Origin of the sequence: Kitasatospora sp. NPDC004745 (assembly GCF_042873275.1) — a bacterium.
Taxonomy (GTDB): domain Bacteria; phylum Actinomycetota; class Actinomycetes; order Streptomycetales; family Streptomycetaceae; genus Kitasatospora.
This window is the reverse complement of sequence record NZ_JBIALK010000022.1, coordinates 91,328-115,915: the sequence shown is the minus strand read 5'-3', so window position 1 is coordinate 115,915 and position 24,588 is coordinate 91,328. Positions and strand designations below refer to the sequence as shown.

At 74.1% G+C, this 24,588-nt stretch carries 26 protein-coding genes; 12 read left to right on the top strand and 14 right to left on the bottom strand.

Annotated features, from left to right (window positions below; all coding sequences use genetic code 11):
* Window positions 1–21: 21 nt before the first annotated feature.
* From pheA to ACFYUY_RS29545, 5 genes are all read left to right on the top strand, one after another.
* Window positions 22–957: a prephenate dehydratase gene (pheA, locus tag ACFYUY_RS29565; RefSeq protein ID WP_360213213.1), complete on the top strand. Its 936-nt coding sequence runs from the start codon at window positions 22–24 to the stop codon at window positions 955–957.
* A 518-nt stretch (window positions 958–1,475) separates the two neighbouring features.
* Window positions 1,476–2,750 (top strand): serine--tRNA ligase, encoded by a 1,275-nt coding sequence (gene serS / locus ACFYUY_RS29560; RefSeq protein WP_360213215.1) that lies wholly within the window; start codon window positions 1,476–1,478, stop codon window positions 2,748–2,750.
* Window positions 2,751–2,809: 59 nt separating this feature from the next.
* Window positions 2,810–3,670 carry an HAD family hydrolase gene (locus tag ACFYUY_RS29555; RefSeq protein WP_360213217.1) on the top strand — a complete coding sequence of 287 codons (861 nt, stop codon included), beginning with the start codon at window positions 2,810–2,812 and terminating at the stop codon, window positions 3,668–3,670.
* Between the two features lie 192 nt (window positions 3,671–3,862).
* Window positions 3,863–4,594 carry a FadR/GntR family transcriptional regulator gene (locus ACFYUY_RS29550; RefSeq protein ID WP_360213219.1) on the top strand — a complete coding sequence of 244 codons (732 nt, stop codon included), beginning with the start codon at window positions 3,863–3,865 and terminating at the stop codon, window positions 4,592–4,594.
* Between the two features lie 64 nt (window positions 4,595–4,658).
* Entirely contained in the window at window positions 4,659–5,900 is a 1,242-nt protein-coding gene (locus ACFYUY_RS29545) for an MFS transporter (RefSeq protein ID WP_360213221.1), read from the top strand.
* A gap of 82 nt (window positions 5,901–5,982) precedes the next feature.
* Here the strand turns inward: ACFYUY_RS29545 and ACFYUY_RS29540 are convergent, their stop codons facing one another.
* From ACFYUY_RS29540 to ACFYUY_RS29525, 4 genes are all read right to left on the bottom strand, one after another.
* Window positions 5,983–6,699 (bottom strand): ABC transporter permease, encoded by a 717-nt coding sequence (locus ACFYUY_RS29540; protein WP_360213223.1) that lies wholly within the window; start codon window positions 6,697–6,699, stop codon window positions 5,983–5,985.
* Between the two features lie 124 nt (window positions 6,700–6,823).
* Window positions 6,824–7,741 carry an ABC transporter ATP-binding protein gene (locus ACFYUY_RS29535; protein WP_387905138.1) on the bottom strand — a complete coding sequence of 306 codons (918 nt, stop codon included), beginning with the start codon at window positions 7,739–7,741 and terminating at the stop codon, window positions 6,824–6,826.
* A gap of 26 nt (window positions 7,742–7,767) precedes the next feature.
* Entirely contained in the window at window positions 7,768–8,670 is a 903-nt protein-coding gene (locus ACFYUY_RS29530; protein ID WP_360213227.1) for an ABC transporter permease subunit, read from the bottom strand.
* Window positions 8,654–9,652, bottom strand: a complete 999-nt coding sequence (locus tag ACFYUY_RS29525) for an ABC transporter ATP-binding protein (RefSeq protein ID WP_387905135.1) — start codon at window positions 9,650–9,652, stop codon at window positions 8,654–8,656. The genes ACFYUY_RS29530 and ACFYUY_RS29525 overlap by 17 nt, the downstream gene beginning before the upstream one ends.
* Before the next feature lie 174 nt (window positions 9,653–9,826).
* Here ACFYUY_RS29525 and ACFYUY_RS29520 point away from each other — a divergent pair, with 174 nt between their 5' ends.
* The 4 genes from ACFYUY_RS29520 to ACFYUY_RS29505 are packed head-to-tail and all read left to right on the top strand — an operon-like array spanning window position 9,827 to window position 13,650.
* Complete coding sequence (locus tag ACFYUY_RS29520) at window positions 9,827–10,261, top strand: hypothetical protein (protein ID WP_360213231.1); 435 nt, start codon at window positions 9,827–9,829, stop codon at window positions 10,259–10,261.
* Between the two features lie 31 nt (window positions 10,262–10,292).
* Window positions 10,293–12,584, top strand: a complete 2,292-nt coding sequence (locus ACFYUY_RS29515; RefSeq protein ID WP_387905132.1) for a hypothetical protein — start codon at window positions 10,293–10,295, stop codon at window positions 12,582–12,584.
* Complete coding sequence (locus ACFYUY_RS29510; RefSeq protein ID WP_387905130.1) at window positions 12,581–13,132, top strand: hypothetical protein; 552 nt, start codon at window positions 12,581–12,583, stop codon at window positions 13,130–13,132. Before ACFYUY_RS29515 ends, ACFYUY_RS29510 begins: the two co-directional genes overlap by 4 nt.
* The gene (locus ACFYUY_RS29505) at window positions 13,129–13,650 is read left to right on the top strand and encodes a hypothetical protein (RefSeq protein ID WP_360213237.1); all 522 of its coding nucleotides are present in this window, start codon (window positions 13,129–13,131) and stop codon (window positions 13,648–13,650) included. Before ACFYUY_RS29510 ends, ACFYUY_RS29505 begins: the two co-directional genes overlap by 4 nt.
* A gap of 65 nt (window positions 13,651–13,715) precedes the next feature.
* Here the strand turns inward: ACFYUY_RS29505 and ACFYUY_RS29500 are convergent, their stop codons facing one another.
* The 4 genes from ACFYUY_RS29500 to ACFYUY_RS29485 all read right to left on the bottom strand — a co-directional run bounded on the left by ACFYUY_RS29500 (window position 13,716) and on the right by ACFYUY_RS29485 (window position 16,637).
* Complete coding sequence (locus ACFYUY_RS29500) at window positions 13,716–14,312, bottom strand: hypothetical protein (protein ID WP_387905127.1); 597 nt, start codon at window positions 14,310–14,312, stop codon at window positions 13,716–13,718.
* A 129-nt stretch (window positions 14,313–14,441) separates the two neighbouring features.
* Window positions 14,442–15,131 (bottom strand): hypothetical protein, encoded by a 690-nt coding sequence (locus tag ACFYUY_RS29495; RefSeq protein ID WP_387905125.1) that lies wholly within the window; start codon window positions 15,129–15,131, stop codon window positions 14,442–14,444.
* A gap of 94 nt (window positions 15,132–15,225) precedes the next feature.
* On the bottom strand, window positions 15,226–16,065 hold the full coding sequence (locus ACFYUY_RS29490) for a hypothetical protein (RefSeq protein WP_387905122.1): 840 nt from the start codon (window positions 16,063–16,065) through the stop codon (window positions 15,226–15,228).
* Window positions 16,062–16,637, bottom strand: coding sequence for an RNA polymerase sigma factor (locus ACFYUY_RS29485; protein ID WP_387905120.1), 576 nt, complete (start codon window positions 16,635–16,637; stop codon window positions 16,062–16,064). Before ACFYUY_RS29485 ends, ACFYUY_RS29490 begins: the two co-directional genes overlap by 4 nt.
* Window positions 16,638–16,693: 56 nt before the next feature.
* On the opposite strand from ACFYUY_RS29485, the gene ACFYUY_RS29480 reads away from it, so the two are divergent.
* Window positions 16,694–17,617: a serine/threonine-protein kinase gene (locus ACFYUY_RS29480; protein ID WP_387905118.1), complete on the top strand. Its 924-nt coding sequence runs from the start codon at window positions 16,694–16,696 to the stop codon at window positions 17,615–17,617.
* A gap of 102 nt (window positions 17,618–17,719) precedes the next feature.
* Here the strand turns inward: ACFYUY_RS29480 and ACFYUY_RS29475 are convergent, their stop codons facing one another.
* Together ACFYUY_RS29475 and ACFYUY_RS29470 are read right to left on the bottom strand one after the other, a co-directional pair.
* Window positions 17,720–18,121, bottom strand: a complete 402-nt coding sequence (locus ACFYUY_RS29475; protein ID WP_387905116.1) for a DNA-binding protein — start codon at window positions 18,119–18,121, stop codon at window positions 17,720–17,722.
* Window positions 18,118–18,366, bottom strand: a complete 249-nt coding sequence (locus ACFYUY_RS29470) for a hypothetical protein (RefSeq protein ID WP_387905114.1) — start codon at window positions 18,364–18,366, stop codon at window positions 18,118–18,120. The genes ACFYUY_RS29475 and ACFYUY_RS29470 overlap by 4 nt, the downstream gene beginning before the upstream one ends.
* 62 nt (window positions 18,367–18,428) lie before the next feature.
* On the opposite strand from ACFYUY_RS29470, the gene ACFYUY_RS29465 reads away from it, so the two are divergent.
* On the top strand, window positions 18,429–19,316 hold the full coding sequence (locus ACFYUY_RS29465; RefSeq protein WP_387905113.1) for an LLM class flavin-dependent oxidoreductase: 888 nt from the start codon (window positions 18,429–18,431) through the stop codon (window positions 19,314–19,316).
* A 36-nt stretch (window positions 19,317–19,352) separates the two neighbouring features.
* Here the strand turns inward: ACFYUY_RS29465 and ACFYUY_RS29460 are convergent, their stop codons facing one another.
* The gene (locus ACFYUY_RS29460; RefSeq protein WP_360211912.1) at window positions 19,353–19,628 is read right to left on the bottom strand and encodes a hypothetical protein; all 276 of its coding nucleotides are present in this window, start codon (window positions 19,626–19,628) and stop codon (window positions 19,353–19,355) included.
* 231 nt (window positions 19,629–19,859) lie between these two features.
* Between ACFYUY_RS29460 and ACFYUY_RS29455 the strand changes: the two genes are divergently transcribed.
* A complete protein-coding gene (locus ACFYUY_RS29455) occupies window positions 19,860–20,711 on the top strand; it encodes an HAD family hydrolase (protein WP_387905111.1) in 852 nt (283 codons plus the stop codon).
* 64 nt (window positions 20,712–20,775) lie between these two features.
* Here the strand turns inward: ACFYUY_RS29455 and ACFYUY_RS29450 are convergent, their stop codons facing one another.
* From ACFYUY_RS29450 to ACFYUY_RS29440, 3 genes are read right to left on the bottom strand one after another with little or no spacing between them, the layout of a single operon-like run.
* Complete coding sequence (locus tag ACFYUY_RS29450) at window positions 20,776–21,675, bottom strand: phosphate ABC transporter ATP-binding protein (RefSeq protein ID WP_387905109.1); 900 nt, start codon at window positions 21,673–21,675, stop codon at window positions 20,776–20,778.
* A 38-nt stretch (window positions 21,676–21,713) separates the two neighbouring features.
* Window positions 21,714–22,628 (bottom strand): class E sortase, encoded by a 915-nt coding sequence (locus ACFYUY_RS29445; protein ID WP_387905107.1) that lies wholly within the window; start codon window positions 22,626–22,628, stop codon window positions 21,714–21,716.
* Window positions 22,625–24,529, bottom strand: a complete 1,905-nt coding sequence (locus tag ACFYUY_RS29440; RefSeq protein ID WP_360211920.1) for a phosphate ABC transporter substrate-binding protein PstS — start codon at window positions 24,527–24,529, stop codon at window positions 22,625–22,627. The genes ACFYUY_RS29445 and ACFYUY_RS29440 overlap by 4 nt, the downstream gene beginning before the upstream one ends.
* Window positions 24,530–24,588 lie beyond the last annotated feature (59 nt).

Sequence of the window (24,588 nt, the reverse complement as noted above, 5' to 3'; positions counted from 1 at the left end):
ACCCGTTTCCCAGGAGGCGTCATGTCGGCCACCCGCTACACCTACCTCGGCCCGGCCGGCACCTTCACCGAGGCGGCGCTGCGCACCCTGCCCGAGGCGGCGACCCGGGAGCTGGTGCCGCTGGCCACGGTGCCGCTGGTGCTGGACGCGGTGCGCGGCGGGGAGGCCTCCGGGGCGTTCGTCCCGATCGAGAACTCGGTGGAGGGCGCGGTCACCGCGACCAACGACGAACTGGCCGCCGGCGCCCCGCTGATGATCTACCGCGAGGTGCTGCTGCCGATCTCCTTCGCGCTGCTGGTACGGCCGGGCACCGAGCTGTCCGGGGTCAAGACGGTGACCAGCCACCCGGTGGCGCAGGCCCAGGTGCGCCGCTGGCTGGCGGCCAACCTGCCGGAGGCGCAGTGGGAGTCGGCGGCCTCCAACGCGGACGGCGCCCGGCTGGTCGCCGAGGGCCGCTACGACGGGGCGTTCGCGGGCGAGTTCGCGGCCCCGATCTACGGTCTGGACCCGCTGGTCAAGGACATCGCGGACGCGCAGACCGCGACCACCCGCTTCGTCCTGGTGGGCCGCCCGGGCCGGGTCTCCTCGCCGACCGGCGCGGACAAGACCTCGATGGTGGTCTGGCTGCCGGACGACCACCCGGGCGCGCTGCTGGAGCTGCTGCAGGAGTTCGCGGTGCGCGGGGTCAACCTGATGCGGATCGAGTCCCGGCCGACCGGCGAGGGCATCGGCAACTACTGCTTCGTGATCGACTGCGAGGGGCACCTGTCCGACCGCCGCGTGGCCGAGGCGCTGATGGGGCTCAAGCGGATCTGCCCCCAGGTGCGCTTCCTCGGCTCCTATCCGCGCGCCGACCGGCAGGAGTCCACGCAGCGGCGGCCGGGCACCTCGGACGCCGATTTCACGGCGGCCGCCGACTGGCTCTCCCGCTGCCTCGACGGGCGCGGGGACGTCTGATCGACGCCCCTTGTCTTTCCGGCGTCCTTCCGACCTTTTCCGATCGTTTTCGCCCGGTTCTCCGGGGCCGGGCGCATGACCGCACCCGTCGTCCACAGGGGGCGGCGACGCCGGATCCCGCCGTCCACAGGGGCGGGGACTATCCACAGCCGAAAGTTATCCACAGGCCTGGGGATGAGTCGACAAACCGGTATAGCCACTGCAGCTTTCGGTCGGATCATCGGGAAGCGGCGCAGAGATGACTAATCGGACCAGAGTCACCCGTGTGCCAGCAAATCACCCGAACGAGTGCTTCAATTCCCTCACTCGGGAAGGTCAAATGAGGTTTGAAACCTCAATTCTCTGGTTTCGACACCCGGACGCCTCCACTCCCCTTCGATCCACAGGCCAGGGCCGGAGGCTGTGGATAACCGGGGCCCGGTCGAGTTCCCACAGAAGTTATCCACAGGCTGTGGGCGGTTATCCCCAGGGGAAAACCGGTACCGGTGGAGGAGTCCCCGCCCGGTACGCTTGGGCCTGTGATTGACCTTCGCCTGCTCCGTGAGGACCCTGACCGAGTGCGCGCCTCGCAGCGCGTCCGTGGCGAGGACGTCGACCTGGTCGACGCCCTCCTCTCCGCCGACGAACGGCGCCGGTCCTCGGGCAGTCGCTTCGACGAACTCCGCGCCGAACAGCGGGCGCTCGGCAAGCAGGTCGCCCAGGCCAAGGGCGACGAGAAGACCGCCCTGCTGCAGCGCACCAAGGAACTGGCCGCCGAGGTCAAGGCCGCGGACGCCGAGCAGGGCGCCGCCAAGGAGGAGGCCGACCGCCTGCTCCGCTCCCTGGCGAACCTCATCGACCCGGCCGCCCCGGTCGGCGGCGAGGAGGACTTCGTCACGCTGGAGGAGATCGGCACCCCCCGCGACTTCGCCGCCGAGGGCTTCGAGCCCCGCGACCACGTCGAGCTCGGGCAGATCCTGGGCGCGATCGACACCGAGCGCGGCGCCAAGGTCGCCGGTGCCCGCTCCTACTACCTGACCGGCGTCGGCGCGCTGCTGGAGTTCGCCCTGGTCAACATGGCGATCGCCCGGGCCACCGCGGCCGGCTTCATCCCGATGATCACCCCGACCCTGGTCCGGCCGGCCGCCATGGACGGCACCGGCTTCCTCGGTCAGGCCGCCGAGAACGTCTACCACCTCGCCGAGGACGACCGGTACCTGGTCGGCACCAGCGAGGTCCCGCTCGCCGCGTACCACATGGACGAGATCCTCGACGCCGACAAGCTGCCGCTGCGCTACGCCGGCTACTCGTCCTGCTTCCGCCGCGAGGCGGGCACCTACGGCAAGGACACCCGCGGCATCATCCGCGTCCACCAGTTCGAGAAGGTGGAGATGTTCGTCTACACCACGCCGGAGGACGCGGAGAACGAGCACCGCCGCCTCCTGCAGTGGGAGAAGGACTTCCTCAACGCGCTGGAGCTGCCGTACCGGGTCATCGACGTCGCCTCCGGCGACCTCGGCGCCTCGGCCGCCCGCAAGTTCGACATCGAGGCCTGGATCCCGACCCAGGGCAAGTACCGCGAGGTCACCTCGACGTCCAACACCACCGAGTACCAGGCCCGGCGCCTCGCCATCCGGATGCGCGAGGAGGGCAAGACCCGCCCGCTGGCCACCCTGAACGGCACCCTGGTCGCCGTCCCGCGCACCATCGTGGCGATCCTGGAGAACCACCAGCAGGCCGACGGCTCGGTCGTCGTGCCGGAGGCGCTGCGGCCGTTCCTCGGCGGGCGGACCGTCCTCGAGCCGGTCAAGTAGCCCGGTCGAGTAGCACCGAGCCACCCGCAGCACCTGCAACTCCCGGGAGACGTACGGCCATGAGCACCACCAGCCCCAGCCCCCTCTCCCGGGACGGCGCACGTCCGGACGGTGGCGGCCTGCCCTACCGGCTGGTCGCCACCGACCTCGACGGCACCCTGCTGACCAGCGCGGAGACCGTCTCGGAGCGCACCCGCGCCGCCCTGGCCACGGCCACCGACGCGGGTGCCCTCCACATCGTGGTGACCGGCCGCTCGGCCGTCTGGGCCCGGCCGGTCTTCGACGAGATCGGCTACACCGGGATAGCGGTCTGCGGCCAGGGCGCCCAGGTGTACGACGCCGGCGCGCACAAGCTGCTCACCTCACTCACCCTGGACCGCCGGCTCGCCGCGCTCGCCCTCGCCGAGATCGAGGCCGAGACCGGCCCGCTGGCCGTCGCCGCCAGCCAGGACGGGCTGGACGGCCAGGTGCTGGCCGGGCCCGGGTACGAGCTGCTGATCGGCTCCGACCTGCCCGTCGTCCGGGTCGACCGGGGCGAGCTGCTCGCCTCCCCGGTCAGCAAGCTCTACGTCCAGCACCCCGGCATGACCGACGACGCGCTCGCCGAGGCGGCCCGCCGGGTCGCCGGCCACCTGGTCGGCGCCGTGATGGCCGGTGCCGGTGTGGTCGAACTGCTGCCGCTGGGCCTGTCCAAGGCCACCGGTCTGGCCGTCGCCGCCCGCCGCCTGGGCGTCCGCGGGGCCGACACCATCGCCTTCGGCGACATGCCGAACGACGTGCCGATGTTCGGCTGGGCGGCGCACGGCGTGGCGATGGCGGACGCCCACGAGGAGCTGCTCGCGGTCGCCGACGAGGTCACCGCCGGCAACGACGAGGACGGCGTCGCCGTCGTCCTGGAGCGTCTCTACCCGGCCCGCTAGGGCCCTCGTCCGCCCCCGCCGGGCCCCTGCACCCGAGGCCCCGCCTTCGGCCGGCCGCGTCTCGCCGCGTGCCGTTCCGCGGCTGTTCACGCCCAGTTGTAGGATGACCGGGCAAGCAGTTGTAGGATGACCGATGACCGGCTCGGAGGCCGGTGTCCGCAGACGGTCCGCACCGCAGAGGGAGGTTCCGGCATGACCAGCGACGGCAGCAGCCTGCAGGCGGCCGGACGGCGCTCCCTGGTGGACACCGCGATCGACCAGCTGCGCGAGCAACTGGCCGGCGGGGCCTGGCCGGTGGGGTCGCAGATCCCCACCGAGCACGAGCTCGCCGAGCGGCTGCAGGTCGGCCGCAACACCGTCCGGGAGGCGATCCGGGTGCTGGTGCACGCCGGCATGCTGGTCTCCCGGCAGGGCGAGGGGACGTTCGTCCGCTCCACCAGCGACCCGGCGGCCGTCCTGCGCGGCGTCCAGCGCTCGGGCGTGCGCGACGTCCTGGAGGTCCGGGCCGCGCTCGAGGCCGAGGCCGCCCGGCTGGCCGCACTGCGGCACACCCCCGAGGACGTCCGGCGGATGCGCGCCGCGCTCGCCCGTGAGGCCGAGGTGATCGCCTCCCAGCCCGAGCGGGCCGGCCGCGAGGCCACCGTCGAGCACGACCTGGAGTTCCACACCGCCGTCGTCGAGGCCGCCCACAACCCGGCACTGACCGAGGTGTACCGCTACTTCGGCGCCTCCGTGCGCGAGTCGATGACCACGGCCTTCGGCGACCACGAGATGCCCGAGGTGGTCGTGGCCACCCACGAGGCGCTGGTCGACGCGATCGAGAGCGGCGACCCGGACCGCGCCGAGGCGGCGTGTCGTGCGCTGCTCGCCGAGCCGACCGCGGCCGTCGAGCAGCTCCTCGCGGCCATCGCGGCCCGGAAGTAAGGCACCCGCCCCTTCCGCCGTCCGCACCCCTCGCAGCACATTCACGAAAGAACACAGCACACCCATGGCCGTCACCCGTGCCCAGCAGCCGGTCGTCACCTCCTCCGCCCCGCTCCCCGTCCGCAGCCGGCTGGCCCACCCCGCCCTGCTGCTGACCGGCATCGTGCTCGTCGCGCTGAACATGCGCGCCTGCCTGGCGGCGATCTCCCCGATGGTCGGCGAGATCCAGCGGACCTTCGGCCTCTCCACCACCGCCAGCGGCCTGATCACCACCGTGCCGGTGCTGTTCCAGGGCGTCGGCGCCCCGCTCACCCCCCGGCTGACCCGGCGCTTCGGCACCGAGCGGGTGGTGCTGGGCGCGGTGCTGGTGCTCGGCGCGGGCGTGCTGCTGCGGGTGCTGCCCTCGGTGGGCGCGCTGTACGCGGGCTGCGTGGTGATCGGCGTCGCCATCGCCGTGCTCAACGTGTCGATGCCGGGCCTGGTCAAGCGGGAGTTCCCGGACCGTGCGGCCACCATGACCGGCGTCTACTCGACCACCATGCTGGTCGGCGCGACCCTCGCGGCCGGTACGTCCGTCCCGCTGGAGCACGTGCTCGGCGGCGGCTGGCAGGCCTCCCTGGGCGCCTGGTCGCTGCTGGCGCTGGTCGCCGCGGTGGCCTGGCTGCCGCAGGTGCTGCGCTCCCGGCAGGAGCGGACGGCCGTCGCCGCCGCGGCGGCCCGGCCGGGCCGACCGGTCGAGGGGATCTGGCGCTCGCCGCTGGCCTGGCAGATCAGCCTCTTCATGGGCATCTCGTCGCTGCTGGTGTACACCCTGGTCGCCTGGATGCCGACCATCCTGGCCGACCACGGCATGGACCGCGGCGAGGCCGGGCTGGTCTTCGCCTTCTCCAACCTGGTGCAGGTGGCCGGCGCCTTCCTGGTGCCGCTGCTGGCCGGCCGGATGACCGACCAGCGCGTGCTGGCCGTCGCCATGGCCGGGCTGAACGGCCTCGGCATCGCGCTGCTGCTGGTCGCGCCGGTCTCCGGCGCCTGGGTGGCGGCGGCGATCCTGGGCGTCGCCCAGGGCGGTTCGCTCGGCCTGGGCCTGGCCTTCATCGTGCTGCGCACCCGCAGCGCGGCCGGTGCCGCCCAGCTGGGCGGGATGTCGCAGGCGATCGGCTACCTGGTCGCGGCGGCCGGACCGGTCGGCGCCGGGGCGCTGCACCAGCTCACCGGCGGCTGGACGACCACCCTGGTGCTGATGCTGGCGCTGGTCACCGTGGTCGGCGCGGCCGGCTGGGGCGCGGGCCGCAACCGGACGCTCTGAGCACCGACCGTCCGGCGCCCCGGACCGGGGCCGCCGGGCGGGAGCGCCGGACAGGGGCGCCGGACAGGGGCGCCGGCAGGCCCTACTCCTCCCCGGCCAGGGTCAGCCCGGCCAGCTTCACCGAGGCCAGCACCGTCGCCGCGACGGTGACCACCAGCAGCAGCGGCACGGCCACCCCGAAGGACACGTCCGCGCCGATCGCGGCGTCCCCGGCGACCGCCTCGGCCACCGACCGGCCCCACTGCTGGACGCTCAGCGTCCGGGCGCCCGAGACGAAGTTGCCGATCAGCGACTCCCAGACCAGCGCGTAGGCCAGCCCGGCCACCACCGCGTGCCGGGTGACCACGCCGAGCAGCAGGAACAGCGCGCTGTAGGCGGCCCCGGCGACCAGCACGGCCACCGTGTAGCCGAGCGCGACCCCGTCCCGGGTGCCGTACAGCAGCAGGCCGGAGAGCAGCGTCGGGACGGCGGCGAACACCCAGGTGGTGCCGATCGCCACGGCCAGCTTGGTGGTGACGATCTGCCACCGCGGCAGCGGCTTGGCCAGCAGGTAGACGATCGAGCCGTCGTCGATCTCGGTGGCGATCACCCCGGTGCCGACCACCAGGCCGAGGATCGGCACCAGGGTGCCTAGGCCGAGCTGGCCGAGGATCTTGACGGTCAGCTCGTGCGCGTTCCCGTCGGAGCCGCCGGCCAGGGCGGACACGAGCAGCAGCAGGGCGGGGACCACCAGCAGCAGGAGGCCGCGGCGGCGGCCCAGCAGGCCGCGCAGGGTCAGCCGGGCGACGGTCGGGTTCATGGTCGGTCGGCCCTTTCCTGGGTCCGGTACGGGAGGGGGTCGGCGGCGTGGGCGGGGCGGCCCGGGCGGCCCGGGTGACTCGGGCGGCCGGCGCGGCCCGGGCCGACGGCGCGGCGCGGGCGGCTCACGTCGAGACCAGGTAGGAGAAGACGCTCTCCAGGGACTCGTCCGCCGGAGCGACGGTGAACAGCCGGATGCCCGCGTCCCGGGCGACCCGGGGCAGCAGCGTCGTGAAGCCCTGGAAGTCCACCGCCTCGATCCGCAGCGCCCGCTCCCGCTCGTCCACCTCGATGCCGGTGGTGGAGCCGTCGGCGATCAGCGCGGCCGCCAGCCGGCGGTCGTCGCCGGACCGGACGAGGTAGCGGTGCGGGCGGTCCGTCATCAGTCGGCGGATCTTCCGGAAGTCGCCCGAGGCGGCGTGCCTCCCGGCCACCACGACCTCGATGTGGCGGGCCAGTTGCTCGACCTCCTCCAGGATGTGCGAGGAGAACAGCACCGTCCGGCCGTCCGCGCCGAAGCGGCGCAGCAGCTCCATCAGCTGGAGGCGCTGGCGCGGGTCCATGCCGTTGAACGGCTCGTCGAGCAGCAGCACGGCCGGGTCGTGGACCAGGGCCGAGGCCATCTTGACCCGCTGCTTCATGCCCTTGGAGTACGTCCCGGTGCGGCGGTCCTTCGCGTACGCCATCTCCACCAGGTCCAGGGCGCGGCGGGCGGCGGCGCCGGGCTGGGCGAGGCCGTGCAGTTCGGCGTTGGCGAGCACGAACTCCCAGCCCGTCAGGTAGTCGTACATCGACTCCCGTTCGGGCACCAGACCGATCTGCCGGTACACCTCCTGGTTGCGCCAGGTCGGCGCGCCGTCCAGGGTGACCGCCCCGCCGGACGGCGCCAGGAAGCCGCTCATCATGTGGATCAGGGTGGACTTGCCCGCGCCGTTCGGCCCGAGCAGGCCGGTGATGCCGGGCCCGATCGACATGCTGATGTCGTTGACGGCGACCACGTTCCCGAACCAGCGGGAGACCTTGTCGATGCTGATGGTGGCCATGGCGCCCTCTCACACTCCTCGGTTCGTCAGACGCTGCGGTAGCGGCGCAGCAGCAGCCCGTACGCGGCGGCCGGGACGGCCAGCGCGGCCACCAGGAAGACGGCCGCGCCGAGCCCGCCGGGCGCGTGCATCCGGCCGTCCACGCCGCCGACCGAGAAGAGCTGGTTGGTCAGGCTCTCCACCAGGTCGTTCGGCGAGAGCAGCGCCGCCCACTGGACGGAGTCCGGGACGGTGAGCTCGGTGGCGGTGCCGATCCTGGTCAGCACCGCCACCACGACCGAGCTGATCGTCAGGTAGCCCATGATCCCGGCCACCCCGAAGCCGCGGCGCGGGGTGGCCGCGGCGATCACCATCGCCACCGAGGTCGGCACCAGGGCGTACAGCGCCGCGGCGAGCAGGCCGGACAGGAAGTGCCCGGTGTTGTGCCCGAAGTCCAGCCGGCCGAGCAGCGCGCCCAGGTAGAGGACCGTCAGCGGCGCCGCCATCAGCAGGAACTGGGCGCAGACCATGGCCGCGAACTTCGCCCGGACGTAGTCGGCGCGGGTGATCGGGCGGGAGAAGTACAGCGGGACGGTGTGGTACCTGAGGTCCCGGGAGAGCAGCACCGGCGCCTGCGAGGCCAGGAAGATCGCCACGATCGGCCCGAACAGCGACAGGTAGCGCGCGTAGTCCAGCGGCAGCTCGGCGGCGCCGGTCGCCAGCGCGACCGCCACCATGACGACGGCGGGCATCGACACCACGCCGAGGACCAGCATCGGCAGCACCTTGGACCTGCCGGAGCGCCCCAGCCCGTACGCGGCGCGCAGGCTCTGGGTGAACAGCGAGCGGGTCGCGTAGCCGCGGCCGAGCCGGGGGCCGGTGTAGCCCCGGTAGCCGATGTCGTGGATGACGCCGGAGTCGGCGGCCCCGGTCTCAGGAGGCAGCGGCATCGTCCGTCCCTCCCCTGCTGTCGTCGGTGAAGAGTTCGGCGACCCGGTGGCGGCGCTGCTCCAGCCGGACCAGGCCGAGGCCCAGGCCGGCGACGGTGTCGCGGATGGTGTCGTAGGTGTCCTCGCCGGCCAGCCGGACCAGCAGCAGGTGCGAGCCCTCGGACTGGACGGACAGCCCGGCCGCGGCCAGCCGCTCCCGGACGGCCCCGCCCGGCTCCGGGAGCCGGTCCTCCGGGTGGTCGGTGACCTCGACGGCGAGCACGGCCGTCGCCTCCGTGAAGGAGGCCGTGGACGAGGACCGCAGCAGCGTGCCGCCGTCGATGACGACCAGGTGGTCGCAGGTGCGCTCCAGCTCGCCGAGCAGGTGGGTGGTGACCAGCACCGAGATCCCGAAGTCGGCGTGCACCCGGCGGATCAGCGCCAGCATCTCGTCCCGGCCGGCCGGGTCGAGGCCGTTGGTCGGCTCGTCCAGCAGCACCAGCCTCGGGTCGTGCACCAGCGCCTGGGCCAGCTTGACCCGCTGCTTCATGCCGGTGGAGTACCCGCCCATCGGCCGGTACCGCTCCTCGTACAGGCCGACGTGACGCAGCACGTCGGCCGTGCGCTCGCGGGCGGCGGTGGCCGGCAGCCCGGCCATCCGGGCCATGTGCACCACGAACTCGGTCGCCGAGACGTCCGGCGGCAGGCAGTCGTGCTCGGGCATGTAGCCGACCCGCTCGCGGATCTCCGAGCCGCGGGTGGCGACGTCCAGCCCGAGCACCTCGCCGCGACCGGAGGTCGCCGGGGCCAGCCCGAGCAGGATCTTGATGAGGGTGGACTTGCCCGCGCCGTTGGCACCGACCAGGCCGACCACGCCCGGCTGCACCTCGACGGTGAGCCGGTCCAGGGCGGTGACCCGGGGGAACCTCTTGGTGAGGCCGTCCGTCTTGATGACAGCAGTGGACACGCCCTCAACGTAACGGCGTTGCGGGGAAAGGGCCATGAGCTGGAATGACGAGCCGATCTGCTGCTGCGGTATGACGGCGCGGGCCCGCTCCCCTAGGGGGTGCGCTCGTGCGCCACCGGTCGGCAAACCCCGAACGCGCTTGTACCCTGGTCGAATTCTTTGCCAACGGGGGTGCCGGAGCGCTGCGCCGGCACGGAGGGGGAGAACGACATGGCGGACCGGGCGACGGCCTTCGACCGGATGATGAACCCCTGGGCGTACGACGCGGACGGCAACCTCACCGCGCAGGCCCGGGCCCAGGAGAGCGCCCGCACGCAGATCAACTCGGCCCAGGCGCCCGGCGGCGGGGACGGCGGCGGCTTCGCCGCGGACCCCACCGTGCTCGCCACCGCGGGCGGCAACTCCGACCAGATCCACGCCCGGCTCAACACCGACGGCCGGGGCGCCGACGAGGCCACCGCCAAGGTCGCCACCGGGCTCGCCAACTGGAGCACCGGCCGGGCCGCCCAGGCCGCCGCCACCACCTGGGACCAGCAGGTCGCCGCGCTCGGCGCGACCATCGGCCAGATCACCCAGGCGCTGAACACCAGCGCCGCCAACTACCGGCAGAACGAGTCGGCCGTGCAGCACGACCTCAACCCCTGAGCCGGACCGGACTCCTGAGAGGACGACAGCCGTGGTCGACTTCCACGAACTCAGCACCGCCCGGTTCGACGTGCTGGAGAACGCCGCCACCGCCTGGACCACCGCCGCCCAGAAGCTCAAGTCGATGGACGACGACTGGAACACCACCGTGGTCGGCAAGATCTTCTCCGTCTGCTGGGCCGGCCCCGCGGCCGACCAGGCCAGACCGGGCCTCAAGCGCACCAACGAGCAGCTGACCGCGGCGGTGACCGAGGCCAACGCGCTCGCCTCGCTCTTCAAGGACGCCGCCACCGAGTTCCAGGCGGCGAGGTCCAAGCTGGAGAAGGCCGTCGCCGACGCGGTGGCCGCCGGACTGACCGTGGGCCCCGACGGCACCGTCAGCTGGCCGCCGGCCGACCAGGCCACCCGGCACGACCCCGACGGCTACCGCGACTACCAGAACGAGTACCGGGGCAAGGCCGAGACCGCGCGCAACGCGATCGACGCCGCCGTCCAGGAGGCCACCGCCGCCGACGAGCGGATCGCCTACGCGCTGCGCTCCGACACGAGCACCGACCCGCAGAAGTCCTTCAACGCCCGGGCCATCGGCGGCGGACCGGAGGCGGACGGCAGGCGCGCCGCCCTCCTCGCCGCCCGCGGCGGCGACATCGGCGACGCCGAACTCACCGAACTCAACTCGCTGCTGGCGGCCCACTCGGGCGACCCGAAGTTCGCCGTGGCGTTCTACCAGGACCTCGGACCGGGCGGACTGATCAAGTCCTGGAACAGCATGGTCGGCGACCCGGCGCACTACCGGGACCCGAACGACCCGCGCTGGAAGGCCTACCAGGAGCTCCAGAAGAACCTCGGCCTCAACCTGGCCACCGCCACCCGCACCGGCAACGAGCCGCACCTGTCCGACGAGTGGGCCGCCGCCCTGCGCAAGGCCGGCGCCCAGCCCGTCTGGGACAAGCCGATGCGGCCGACCGGCCTGGACTACGTGCCGTACGGCTACCAGGTGCTCTCCGGCATCCTGGCCACCGGCGACTACGACCCGCACTTCCTCGGCCCGATCGCCGAGCACGTCACCCAGCTCGACACCAGGGACGACAAGTACTGGCCCGCGCCGCCGCCCTCCGTCGCCGACCGGGTGCACGGCTTCAACCTGCTCGGCGGCCCCGAGGCCGGATCCGGCTTCCGGCCGACCACCGCGATCCTGGAGGCGCTCGGCCACAGCCCCGAGGCGGCCAACGCCTTCTTCACCGGCCAGGCGACCGCCTACCACGAGGACGGCACGGTCGACCCGGGCGGCCGGCCCAAGCCGGCGGACTACTTCGACTACTACGTCCACGACAAGGAGTGGATCCCCGACACGGGCTCGCGGGACCCGGACCTCGCGGCCAAGACCCGCCTCGGCGGCCCCGCCGCACTCGGCCACGCCCTGGAGGCCGCCACCACCGGCCACCCGTACGACGGCCCGGCCGCCGTCCCGCCGACCCCGCACACCGCACAGCAGGCGGGCCTGATGCAGCGGGTGGTCGACACCTTCGGCACCCACGGCGACCACGGCGCGCTCGACGAGATCAAGGGCGACGGCAGCCTCGCCCCGATGCGGACCAGCCTCGGGCACATGACCGCCGAGTACATCGGCGACGTCCAGAACGCGCTCTCGCACACCACCGACCTGCCCGTCAACGGCTCGCCCGCCTCCCTGCGGGACGCGCCGGTCAGCGGACTGCTCGACGCGCTGGGCCGCGACCCGGACGCGTACGGCGCGGTGACCAACGCCAACCAGGCCTACACCACCGCCGTCATCCGCGGCCACATGGACGCCGGGCAGACCGACTTCGCCCGGCTGCAGGCCGACATCGACCACACCAGCCGGGCCGGCGGGGTGGTCAACGGCGTCCTCAACGAGGCCCGGGTCGACGAGGTGCACAACCAGCACGCCGCCTCCGACAAGGAGTACAACGACGCGCTGGAGACGAACGTCGGGTACGCCAAGGACGCCTTCAACAGCACCATCGGCTCGGTGACCGAGAAGATCCCGCTCGGCGGCGAGATCTCGGGCGCGATCGTCGACTCCATCGCCGACAGCGTGATCGAGGCCAACTCCCGCGACACCACCGAGGACGGCCGCCAGGAGGCCCGCAACTTCAACGACGACGCCAAGAACGGCGCCGCGACCGGCGCCCAACAGGCCGTCCGCGACGCGGCCGTCGGCTCCGGCCTCGGCTACGACGACGTCCGGCGGCTCGCCGACAGCGCCGGCGACCGGGCGCTCGACGGCTACACCACCGGGGTCGCCGACGGGCTCAGCGCCAACGCGAAGGGGAGTTCGTGACCGGGCCCGGAGGCCGGTGGGTCCTGCCCGCCGCACTCGCGGCGGCGGTGGTCGCCGCGGGCGCCGTCGGTTACCTGGACTGGCGGGGCCACCGCCCGGCCGACGCACCCGGCCGCGCGGCCCGCCTCTGCGGGCTGCCCACCGGCGCCGGCACCCCGCTCGGGCGCCTGCTGCCGGCCGGCGGCCAGGACGTCGAGGAGGAGCGGACCGGCCGCACCGGCGTCGACCCGCGCAGCTGCACCATCCGGGTCGACGGCCGCACCGCGCTCACCCTCACCGCCGTCCGGCGCGACGGCGAGGCCGTGCTCCCCCCGGAGGCCGCCGGGCACCCGGACGCGCACGCCTTCGACGCGGGGAGCGTGGCCGCCTCCTGGAGCGGCGGCGCCGCCGTCTCCGACTACTGCACGGGCGGCCACGTCGCCCACGTCCAACTGGCGGTCACCGCCGACGGGGCCGCCCCGGCGGGCGGCGACGGCCCGCGGCGGACGGACCTGGAGCAGATCGCCCGGGACGGGCTGCCGACGAGCAAGAAGGACGTCTGCCGGTGAGGCACCCACGACCACTGACCGCGGGCCTGACGGCCCTGCTGCTCGGCGGCGGCCTGCTCGGCTGGCACGCGTACCTCGACCGCACCGGGTACCGGCCGCCGGCCGTCTCGCTGTCGCACGACGAGTGCCGGGGCGCCCTGGCCGACCCGGGGGTCGCCGAGCTGCTGGGGCGCACCCCCCGGGTCTTCGCGAACACGCGCTACCTGGCGCCGCAGCCGGACTCCCGGCCCGTCCTCGACTGCGACGTCACCGGGCAGGGCGGCCGGACGCTGTTCGCCTCGGTGACCGACGGCGCCGGCGGCATCAGCGGCGACGGCATCGGGGTGGCGGTCTTCGGCTGCACCCTGAACGGCCGGACCGAGCCCTACCAGGCCGTCCTCAGGCTCACCGAGGACGGCGTCCGGCCGGCCGGCGGCCCCGGCCGGGAGCGGATGGGCGAGCTGGTGACCGGCTTCGCGGAGCGGGCCGCCGCGACGTTCGGCTGCGCCGGGGGTGCCGGGTCGCTCACCGTGCGGTGAGCGACCCGGCGCCCTCTGCCCGACCCGGCACCCTCTGCCCGACCCGGCGGCGGGTGCGCGACCCGTCAGGAGTGCGCGCGCTCCCACAGCTCGGTGACCTTGCCGGAGGCGTCGATCGCCACCTTGTAGTCGCCGACCGAGCAGGGGTAGGAGCCCTTCTCGTTGTACGGCGAGGCGAGGCACTCGCTGATGTGCTTGACCAGGTCGGCCAGGTTGACGTCCTTCGGCGGGGCCAGCACCGAGCTCAGGTGGCCCTTGGCGGTGGGCGCGAACGGGGCGGTCTTCTCGGCGCCCACCGGGTCGAAGCCGACGTCGTTGACGCCGCAGACGTCCTTGGTGTCCTTGTAGACCAGGGCGGTCGCGCTGGTGCCCTTGACCGGGTAGATCCACTTCTGCCCGGCCGGCAGCGGCCCGTGGGTGCAGAAGCCCTCCGGCTCCCCGTCGGCCGTGCCCGACGGCTTGGCGGTCGGCGCCGGCTTGCCCGTCCCGGCGGGGGACGGTGCCCCCGTGCCGGGCGCGGCCCCGGTCGGCGCGGCCGTGGCGGCGGTGCTCGGCGCGCTGCCCTGGCCCTGGTCCGACGCGTTGTCCGGCCCGCAGGCCGAGAGCCCGAACGCGGCGGCGGCGACCAGCGCGGTGGTGAGCAGTCTCCTGGAAGAAGGCATGACGAATGAACCCCCGTTTAACACATGATCAGATTGAAGGTGCGGCCGACAGACTAGCGCCTCCCCCGCGCCCCCTTCCGGAAGATGTCCGGGGCCGGCTCCGCCCGGCGGCGGAGCCGGCCCCGCCGTTCAGGAGGAGAGCCGCTTCAGGGCAGCGGTGGCGATGCTCTCGACGGAGTTCGGGGCGCCGGCGGCCCGGCCGGTGAGCTCGACGACGGCGACCTTGCTGCCGCTGCGCAGGACCGCGACCCCGCCGCCGGCGACGCCGTCGCCGCTGTAGGCCGGGTACCAGCGGGCGGTACCGCCGGGGACGGTCAGGGTGTGGGCCGCGCCGTAGTGCCAGTGGCCCGCGGGCTCGTCCTGGCAGTCCTGGACGAGCGCGACGAGCTGCTTCTCCCAGGTGGCGGCCTCGGCCCCGGTGGGGGCGCTCGCGGCCGACTCGGTCAGGAGGCCGTCGGTGTCGAGGGTCCAGGCCACGGAGGCGTACGCGGTGGCCCTGCCCTCGGTCAGGTCGCGCATCGTCTCCTCGCCGGAGCACGCGGACAGACCCTGACGCCCGGTCAGCACGACGGTCGCGCCGACCGGGTTCAGCCCCTGCCGGACGGCGTCCTCGCTCTGGACGAGGGCGGCGGAGCCGAGTCCGGGCGCGGGGGCCGCGACCGCAGCCGGACGGGCGGCGCCCTGCGCGGCCCCGTCGGCGGTGGCCGACGGGGTGCCGACGACGCCGACCGTGATCAGTGCGGCGGCGAAGCAGGCCGCGGCGGCGGCGACCCGGTTGCGGCGAACGGACTTCTGCTGGACGGCCTGGTTCTCGGTCATCTGGTCCCCCTGCTGGTCGGGACGCCTGCTGCGTCCTCGTACAACCGGGGAGATGCCGCCGGAGGAGGGAATGTTGGAGCCCCGACCGGCTGTTTCACAGCTGTGACAGAGCGGTCCTGACGACGCGGTCCATCGCGGCCGTCCCCAGGCAGGCGTGGACCTCCAGCACCCCGTAGTGGCTGCCGCTGCGCAGCACGGCGATGCCCCCGCAGGGCTCCTTGCCCTCGGGCGCCCTGCCGGTGGTGTTGAAGGCTCCCGGGTAGAGGCCCATCCAGCTCGCGGTGACGTCCGGGGCGAGCTGCAGCGTCGTGGTCCTTCCGTAGACCCAGTGCCCTGGCGGTTCCTCCTTGCAGGGCACCTCCTCCAGCAGCAGACGCTCGGTGAGGCTCTGCGCCAGGGAGGGGCTCGGGGCCTCGGCGGCGACCTCGCGGGCGACCTGGTCGACGCGGTCGGCGGCCGGCGGGGGGTCGCCCGGGTTGGTGCGGGGGCTGGTCACCAGTTCGCGGGAGTGGGCGCCGGGCCCGCCCAGGGTCTTCTTCTCGCCGGAGCAGGCCGTGTCGGCGTAAACCCCGTCGCCGTACCGGTCGGTGACGTGGATCTGCCCGATGCCCACGTCCGGGCTGAACGCCGCGGGTTCCAGGAGGTTCGCGGTCGTCACCGGCCCGGTCGCATCGGTCGGCGAGGCGGAGTCGGATCCGGAGGCCGAGGACGCGGGCGCCGACCCGCCGGGCGTCGCGGGAGCGGAGGCGGCCCGGGACGCCCCGCCGACCGTGGTGGCCTGCCCCGCTGCCGGGTGGGCGGTGGTGCCGGGTGGCGGCGGCAGGACGAAACGGCCGGTCGCCAGCCCGAGCGCGGCGGCTGCCACCAGGGCGGCGACGGCGGACCGGGGCCGGACGACGGCACGGCCGCCGCCCGCCACGGGGCCGCCGTTCACAGGCCGGGGGCCAGACGCCCGCGCATGAAGCGACGGGCCTGGTGGATGCGGTCCCTGACCGTGCCCAGCGGGGTGTCCAGCTCCTCGGCCACCTGCGCGTAGGTCAGGTCGCCCAGGTCGCGCAGCACGAAGGACTCCACCAGGGTCGGGTGCTGACGTTCCAGCGCGCCCAGCGCCTCCATCAGGTCCAGCCGCGTCCCGGCGATGACGCTGGTGGTGCGCGGGTCGACGGAATCGGGGAGGTCGGCGTGGCTGTCCTCGGCGCGCCGGCGCATCGAGCGGTAGGTGGACCGGGCGGCGTTCGAGGCGATCACCGTCACCCAGCCCAGGAAGGAGCCGCGGCCGCCGTAGTCGCCCAGGTGCGTGCTGATGGACAGCAGCGCGTCCTGCGCGGCCTCCTCCGCGTCGGCGTGGTGCGGCAGGAAGCGCGAGCAGCGGCGCAGCACCACCGGCCGCAGTTTGGCCAGCAGGTACTCCCTCGCCCCCGGGTCCCCCGCCTGAGCAGCCGCCACGAGCCGTTCCAGCTCGCCGTCCTCGAACACCCGGATCCCCCGTTCCGTCCCGCCCGGCATCCCGCTCGTCGAACGGGAGTTCCGCGCTCCCCCCGACTCCGGCAGAATGCTGCCACATGCGCAAGCTCGGCCGTTACCTCCTCACGGAGCGGCTCGGAGCCGGCTCCTTCGCGACGGTCTGGAAGGCCTACGATCCGGAGCTCGACACCGAGGTCGCGGTGAAGGTGCTGGCCGAGAACTGGGCCGCCAACGCCGATGTGCGCGAGCGGTTCCTGACGGAGGCGAGGCTGCTGCGCCGGATCGCCAGCCCGCGGGTGGTCCGGGTGCACGACGTCGGGGTGCAGGAGGACCGGCCCTACTTCGTCATGGACTACGTACCCGGCGGCACCCTCGCGGACCGGGTCGGGCGGTGCGACCCGCAGGAGGCGCTGCGGCTGGCCGCGGAGGCGGGCTACGCGGTCCAGGTCCTGCACGAGGCGGGCGTGGTGCACCGCGACGTCAAGCCGTCCAACCTGCTGCTCGCCACCGGCCCGGTGCCCGCCGCGGTGCTGGTGGCGGACCTGGGCAGTGCGAAGCAGCTGGCCGACGCGTCCGGGCTGACGGTGACCACGGGCACACCCGCGTACATGGCACCGGAACAGGCCTTCCAGACCGGCGGGTTCGACGGGAGGGCCGACGTGTACGCGCTGGCCGTGGTGGCCTACGAGCTGCTGACCGGGCAGAAGCCCTTCGGCCCCGGCGGGCGCGCCACGGCCCTGATGACCGACCGGCCGACCGCCTCGACGCTGTCGGCGCTCCCGGCCGGAACGGAGCTCCCACCGAACGTCGCCCTGCTGCTGCGGACCGCGATGTCCGTCGATCCGGCGGACCGACCGCCGACCGCCCGGGCCTTCGCGGACGCGCTGCTGGCTCCGGCCCCGCAGCCCCCGCCTCCGCGGCCGGCCCCGGAAGGCCCCGGGTGGCTGACCCCGCGCGCGGTCTGCCTGACGTCGGGCGCGGTGTTCACGGCGACGGCCCTGCTGAGCTGGCTCCAGCGCTGATTCCGACGGTGACCCGGTCCGCACCGCCGGATCCGGGAGCCGGCCACCGGACACGCGATCCGTCAGGACGGAGTGCGCGGCCCGTCCGGGCCTCGCTCCGACTCAGATCCCGACGAGCCGAACCCGGGTGCCGCAGAGCTTCGCCATGTCGTCGACGTCCGACGTCAGCACCGCTACCGGTCCGGGCTGGCGGAGCGCCATCTCGGCGACGGTGGCGTCGATCGCGTACTTGTGGCCGTGCAGGCCGGCCTGCTTGAGCAGTGCCGCAGCGGCCCGAGCCGCCTGTTCGGTGACCGCCTCCACCTTGACCTGGGAGAGAATCCAGTTCAGCCGGGGAGTGTTCACTCGTGCGTGCGCCACCTCCACGATGGTGTTGGAACAGACCACCAGGTCAGCCGCCATGGTGTGGAAGGACCGGAGCATCGCGAGCACGCCCCGGTCCTGCGAGATCCAGGCGGACAACCCCTGGGAGTCCAGGACGACGGTCTCGATGCGGTTGGTCACGCCGCGTTCGCCGAGGACTCGGACTCGGCCGATCCGAAGATCCGGGATTGGGCGGTCGCCAGTTCCTCATCGGTGAACTCGCCGTGCTCGTCCTCGTGGCGGCGTAGTTCCTCCGCGAGCAGTTGGTGACGGATCTGGCGGGCGACGGCTTCCGCCACATAGCCGGAGACGTTGTCGGTGAGCTTCTTGAGCTCGGCCACCTGCTCGGACGGCAGAGTGACCGTGATGCGGGTAGTAGCTGCCATGAGGCGAGCATACTGCGGTGTGCGCCACGTCGGCGGCCGTTGGGCGGCGTAGGGTCGGCCCTATGCGTCTGAGCACCGTGATCCTCCCCATCCACCGGTGGAGCGAGGGGCAGAAGATCTGGCGGCGGGCCGAGGACCTCGGGTTCCACGCCGCGTACACCTACGACCACCTGTCCTGGCGGTCGTTCCGCGACGAGCCCTGGTTCGGCTCCGTCCCGACCCTGACGGCGGCGGCGTGCGCGACCGAGCGGATCCGCCTCGGGACCCTGGTCACGTCGCCGAACTTCCGGCACCCGGTGACCCTGGCCAAGGAGCTGATCACGCTGGACGACGTGTCCGGCGGGCGGGTGACGCTGGGGATCGGGGCCGGCGGGACGGGCTTCGACGCGACGGCGATGGGGCAGGAGGCGTGGTCGCCGAAGGAGCGGGCGGACCGGTTCGGCGAGTTCCTGCCGCTGCTGGACGAGCTGCTGCGCACCGACGCGACGACCCGCGAGGGCACGTACTACTCGGCGGTCGAGGCGCGGAACGTCCCCGGGTGCGTGCAGTCGCCGCGGGTGCCGTTCTACGTCGCCGCGACCGGGCCGCGCGGGCTGCGGCTGGCGGCCGAGCACGGGCAGGGGTGGGTGACGTACGGGGACCCGAAGGGGCCCGCGGACGTGCCGGTGGAGCAGGCGCCCGCGGTGATCGCGCAGCAGATCGCGAAGCTGACGGCGGCCTGCGAGGCGAAGGGCCGGGACGTGGCCGCGCTGGAGAAGGTGCTGCTGCAGGGCTCGACGGCGGAGAAGCCGCTGGCCTCGCTGGACGCCTTCGTCGACTGGGCCGGGACGTACCGCGAGCTGGGGATCACCGAGCTGGTGGTCCACTGGCCGGTGCCGGACTCGATCTTCGAGAACGACCTCGCGGTGTTCGAGCGGATCGCCACCGAGGGCCTCGCCCAGCTCACGTAGTCGGCGGCCGGATCGCCGGGGCGGCCGGACGCCCGGCTACGGGTGCGGGCGGGTGCGCTGGGCCGGGAACCGGGACTCGGGGGCGCGGCGGGCGATCTCGGCGAGGGCGTGGAAGAGGACGTCGCCGAGCAGGACCGGCTCGCGCGAGGCCTCGGGCGCGAAGTCGGGTGCGACGTCGGACGGGGAACCGGACGGGGAGCCGGACGGCGGGTCGGGCGGGGAGTCGTCCCGTACGTCCGGCGGGCGGCCGGGGCGGGCGGCGGCGGGCGGGGCGGTCACGGGGTGCTGCTGTCCGAGCTGGCGAGTGGGCATGGCTCTTCCTGCCGACGGGGACACCGTCCACAGTCCTGCCCGCCGCCCCGGGCAGGACACGCCGGCCACCGGGGAATAGGCCGGAAACGGCGCCTCGGGGACCGAAAGCGGGCTCGCGGGCGGACGGCACCCGGCCGTGACGCGGACGGCGGGCGGCCGGGAGGAGTCCGGGAGACGGCCCGCGGGCCCCGCCGGGCGACCGCAACCTCGGCGGTGACCGGCGCCGTACCCATGGGCGAAGATGGACCGGTGACCGAACCGCGCACCGCTCCCCGCCTCATCGCCACCGACCTGGACGGCACCCTGCTGTGCGCCGGCGGCACCGTCAGCGAACGCACCGCAGCGGCCCTGGCGGCGGCGGAGGCGGCCGGGGTGCAGGTGGTGTTCGTGACCGGGCGGCCGCCGCGCTGGATGCAGCAGGTGAGCGCGCACATCGCCGGCCACGGGCTGGCGATCTGCTCGAACGGGGGCGCGGTGGTGGACGTCCGGCGCGGCGAGCTGCTGGAGTCGTTCCCGCTCCCGGCCGCGACGGCGCTGGAGGTGGTGGAGGTGCTGCGGGCCAAGCTGCCCGGCACCTCGTTCGCCTTCGAGTACCCGGCCGGGTTCGCCCGCGAGCCCGGGTACGAGGTGCCGATGTGGGGCGAGGACGAGGACCATCCGATCGGCCCGGCGGAGGAGCTGCTGGGGGCCGGTGGGGCGGTCCGGGGCCTGTTCAAGCTGCTGGCCAAGCACCCGGACCTCGACCCGGACAAGCTGCTCTCGGAGGCCCGGGAGGCGGCCGGGCACCTGGCCGAGATCACCCGCTCGGCGCCGATCCCGCTGCTGGAGATCAGCGCGCCCGGCGTCACCAAGGCCAGCACGCTGGCCCACTGGTGCGCCGGGCATGGGATCGACCGGAGCGAGGTGGTGGCCTTCGGCGACATGCCGAACGACCTGGAGATGCTGGACTGGGCGGGCACCGCCTACGCCGTCGCCAACGCGCACCCGCAGGTGCTGGCGGCGGTGGCGCGGCACACCGTGAGCAACAAGCAGGACGGCGTCGCGGCGGTGCTCGAGGAGCTCCTCGCCCTCCCCCGGAGCTGACGGCCGGGCCCGGCCGGCGGATCCCGGCGGCCGGCTCCGGTCCCGCCGATCCCGGCGGCCGGCCCTACCCGAAGCGGCCGTTGACGTAGTCCGAGGTCCGCTGGTCGCGCGGGTCGCCGAAGACCTGTGCGGTCGGCCCGGCCTCGACGATCCGCCCCGGGGTGTCGTGGGTGGCCAGGAAGAACGCGCAGGTCTGCGAGACCCGCTGGGCCTGCTGCATGTTGTGGGTGACGATCACGATGGTGAGCCGCCCGCGCAGTTCGGCGATGGTCTCCTCGACCCGCCGGGTGGAGGTGGGGTCGAGCGCCGAGCACGGCTCGTCCATCAGCAGGATGTCCGGCGAGACCGCCAACGACCTCGCGATGCACAGGCGTTGCTGCTGCCCGCCGGAGAGCGCGCCGCCCGGGGTGTGCAGCCGGCCGGAGACCTCCTCCCAGAGCCCGGCCCGGCGCAGGCTGGTCTCCACGAGGTCGCGGCGTTCCTCCTTGGACACCTTGATCCCGGCGAGCTTCAGCCCGCTGGCCACGTTGTCCTGGATGGACATCGCCGGGAACGGGTTGGGGCGCTGGAAGACCATGCCGATCCGGCGCCGCACCTCGGCGGGGCGCCGCCCGGGGCGGTAGACGTCGTCCCCCTCCAGCAGCACCTCGCCGGAGAGGGCGGCGCCGCGGACCATCTCGTGCATCCGGTTGAGGATCCGCAGGTAGGTGGACTTGCCGCAGCCGGACGGGCCGATCAGCGCGGTGACCTCGCCGGCCGGCATGGCGAGCGAGACCCGCTCCAGCACCTTGTGGGTGCCGAACCAGGCGGAGACCTCGCGGGTCTCCAGCCCGGCCAGCGGCCCGCCGGGGTGCGCGCCGGGTGGCGTCGGCGGGAGGGTGAGGGTGTCGGCGACCGGGTCCACGGCCCCGGCGCCGGTCGTCGGGCCGGCCGCCGGGAGGTCGGTGATCGGCAGGTCGGTCATCGGTGCATCCGTCATCGGTACGGGCCTCCGGGCGCGCGTCAGTAGAGGTTGGGCAGCAGGGCGGCGGCGTTCTCGTAGACCGCCCAGAGCAGGGCGGCGACCACCGGCGCGGCGCTCAGGTAGGCGGCCGAGCGCCGCCAGTGGCGGGCCAGCAGGAGCGCGCCGACCACCGCCCCCAGCAGGCCGAGCGACCACAGCTGCAGCGCGGCCAGCGCGCCCTTGTCGGCGGCCAGCGCCTTGTCGTAGGCGACGGTCGCCGGCCGTCCGCCGGGGTTCTGCTCCGGGTCGCCGTCCAGCCGGGCGCCGATCATCACGGTGGAACCGGGGATCCAGTCGGAGTCCCCGGTGACCAGGACGAGCCGGTTGCGGACCGGGTCGCTGATCGGGTGGTCGCCGTCGCCGTACACGTTGACGGTGTAGCTGAACTTCCCCTGCCCGGTGGTGGCCTCGATCCGGTCGCCGACCCGCAGCTCGGAGAGCCTGGCGAACGGCGCGCCGAAGGTGGCGCCGCGGCCGAACACGACGGCCACGCCGCCCTGGCCGGGCAGCGCGGTGTCGCGGCGGTGGCCGGGCCCGCGCATGAGGTCCCGGCCGGTGGTGCCCTCGACCACGACGGCCTGGTGCAGCCCGATCGCCGGGATGTCCAGCAGGGCCACCGGGGCGCCGTCGGCGGCCGTCCCGGTGGGTGCGACGGCCCGGGCGAGCTGGTCGCGGAAGGTCTTGTGGGCGGTGGACTGGTAGTGCCGCTCCTGCAGGTGCGAGAGCGTGAACAGGTAGCCGACGAAGCCGAGGACGAGCGCGGCCAGCAGGCTGGCCGCCCAGGCGCCCTGGAGGAAGCGGCGGCGGGCGGGGGTGACGGCGGGCCGGGGTGCCGGGCCCGCGGGCGGTGCGCCGGCGGGCCCGGCCGGCCGCGCGGGGGCGGCGGCCGGCTTCTCCAGCACGGGGGCGGTCACGAGGTGCCGTCCGAGGACTTGCGCCGGCGCAGCAGGCGCCGGCCGAGCAGCGGCGGGACGAGCACGACGGCGAGCAGTTCGACGGCGGTGAGGGTGCTCAGCGTCCAGTCCTCGGGTTTGCCGGCGACCTCGACCACGTTCGCCGCGACCTCGCCGCCGGCCCGGGCGCGGGCCACCACCTGGCCGGTCTGCGGGTCGATCACGTCCTCGGTGGTCGGGTCCTCGCCCGGGGCCGCTCCGCCGGCCGCGTTCGGGTCGCCGGCGGCGGCCGCGTCGCCGCCACCGGCGGCACCCGCCCCGCCGGACCCGGCGGTGCCGCCCGTCCCGCCGGTACCGCCCGCACCACCGGTGCCGGCCCCGCCGGACCCCCCACCGGTGCCGCCGCTGCCGCCGGTGCCGCCCGCGGCCGTGCCGGCGCCGGTGCGCGCACCGCTCCCGCCACCCGAGCCGCCGGTGCCGCCGGCCCCGCCCGCCGCCGCCGAGCCGCCCGTGCTGCCGGCGCCGCCGGTCGAGCCACCGGAGCCCGAACCTGTCTTGACCGGCTGGCCGTTCTGCACGGTGCAGTCCAGCGGGGTGCCCTGCTTGTCGCAGGGGCTGGGCTGCGGGGCGTTCTTGAGGACGGTCAGTTCACCGGCCGCGTTGAAGGTCGGGTTGGGGCAGTTGGCGAGGGTGTTCGGGTCGACCTTGCTGGCGTTGCCCGGGATGCTCTTGGTCTGCAGCAGTCCGCCGCGGACCAGTCCGCGCGGGATCGGCGAGTAGCCGAGGCCGTCGGCCTCGCCCTGGCCCTCGCAGAGCACGTAGTCGAGGAAGCGGCTGAGCGCGCCGCCCTTGTCGTTGGTGAACCGCGGCGGCGGGGGGAGGGCCGCCCCGGCCCGCGGCACGATCAGGTAGCTGTAGCTGGAGATCGGGTAGGCGCGCGGGTCGTCCATGGTGTAGACGCCGTCGAGGTTCTGCTGCAGGTAGTTCGGGTCGTTCGGCGCGGTGCCGTCGTCGACGCCGCGGATCCTGGCGGCGGTGAGCGCCACGGCCACGTTGGAGGCCGTCGGCAGGGAGTAGTACCCGGCCTGGTTGAGCACCTTCACGACCGGCCAGTTGCTGCGCTTGGCGAAGGCGTACTCGTCGTAGCCGATGGTGCCGACGTTGGAGGAGGCCTTGATGTAGCCGGCCACCACGTCGGAGCCGTTCTGCGCGACCATCCGGCCGGAGGACGGGAAGAACTCGGTGTAGTCGCCGCAGGTGACGCCGTTGACCGACGTGCAGTAGTCGTCCCACTGGGCCTTGTGGGTGTGCTCCATCCACCGGGTGAACTGCGCGGTGGCGCCGGAGCCGTCGGAGCGGATCACCGGGGTGATCTGCAGGCTGGGCAGGGCCTTCCCGTAGTCGGCGGTGATCCTCGGGTCGTTCCAGTTGGTGATCTTCCCGGTGAAGATGTCCACCACGCTCTGCGGGGAGAGCCGCAGGTCGCGGACCTGCTTGCCGCCGACGACCAGGTTGTACATGAAGGTGGTGCCGCCCGCGGTGATCGGCACGTAGGAGAAGCCGTAGGTGGGGTTCTCCGGCTCGCCGGAGCCGGAGCTGTGGCCGGACTGGCCGAGGCCGGTGTCCGGCGCGGAGCGGAACGGCACGTCGGAGGCGGTGAAGTCGTCCTGGCCGATCGACCACTGGTTGCGGCCGGCCGCCGAGCCGACCGGGTTGAAGTTGATCTGGATGCCCTGCGAGGCGACGTCCTGGCGCCACTGGTCGATCGCCGGACCGGCCCAGCTGGAGCCGTCGGCGCTCAGCGCGACCGCCGCGTACGCCGGGGTGCTCAGCCCGGTCAGCAGGGAGGCCGCGGCGAGCAGCAGGGACAGCAGCCCCGCGAGCAGCCGGGCCACGGAGCGCCTTGCGGCCTCCCGGAACATGGGAACTCCTCTGGTACGGAGGGTGGTCGGTCGGGTCGCCGGCACCGGGCCGGCGGATC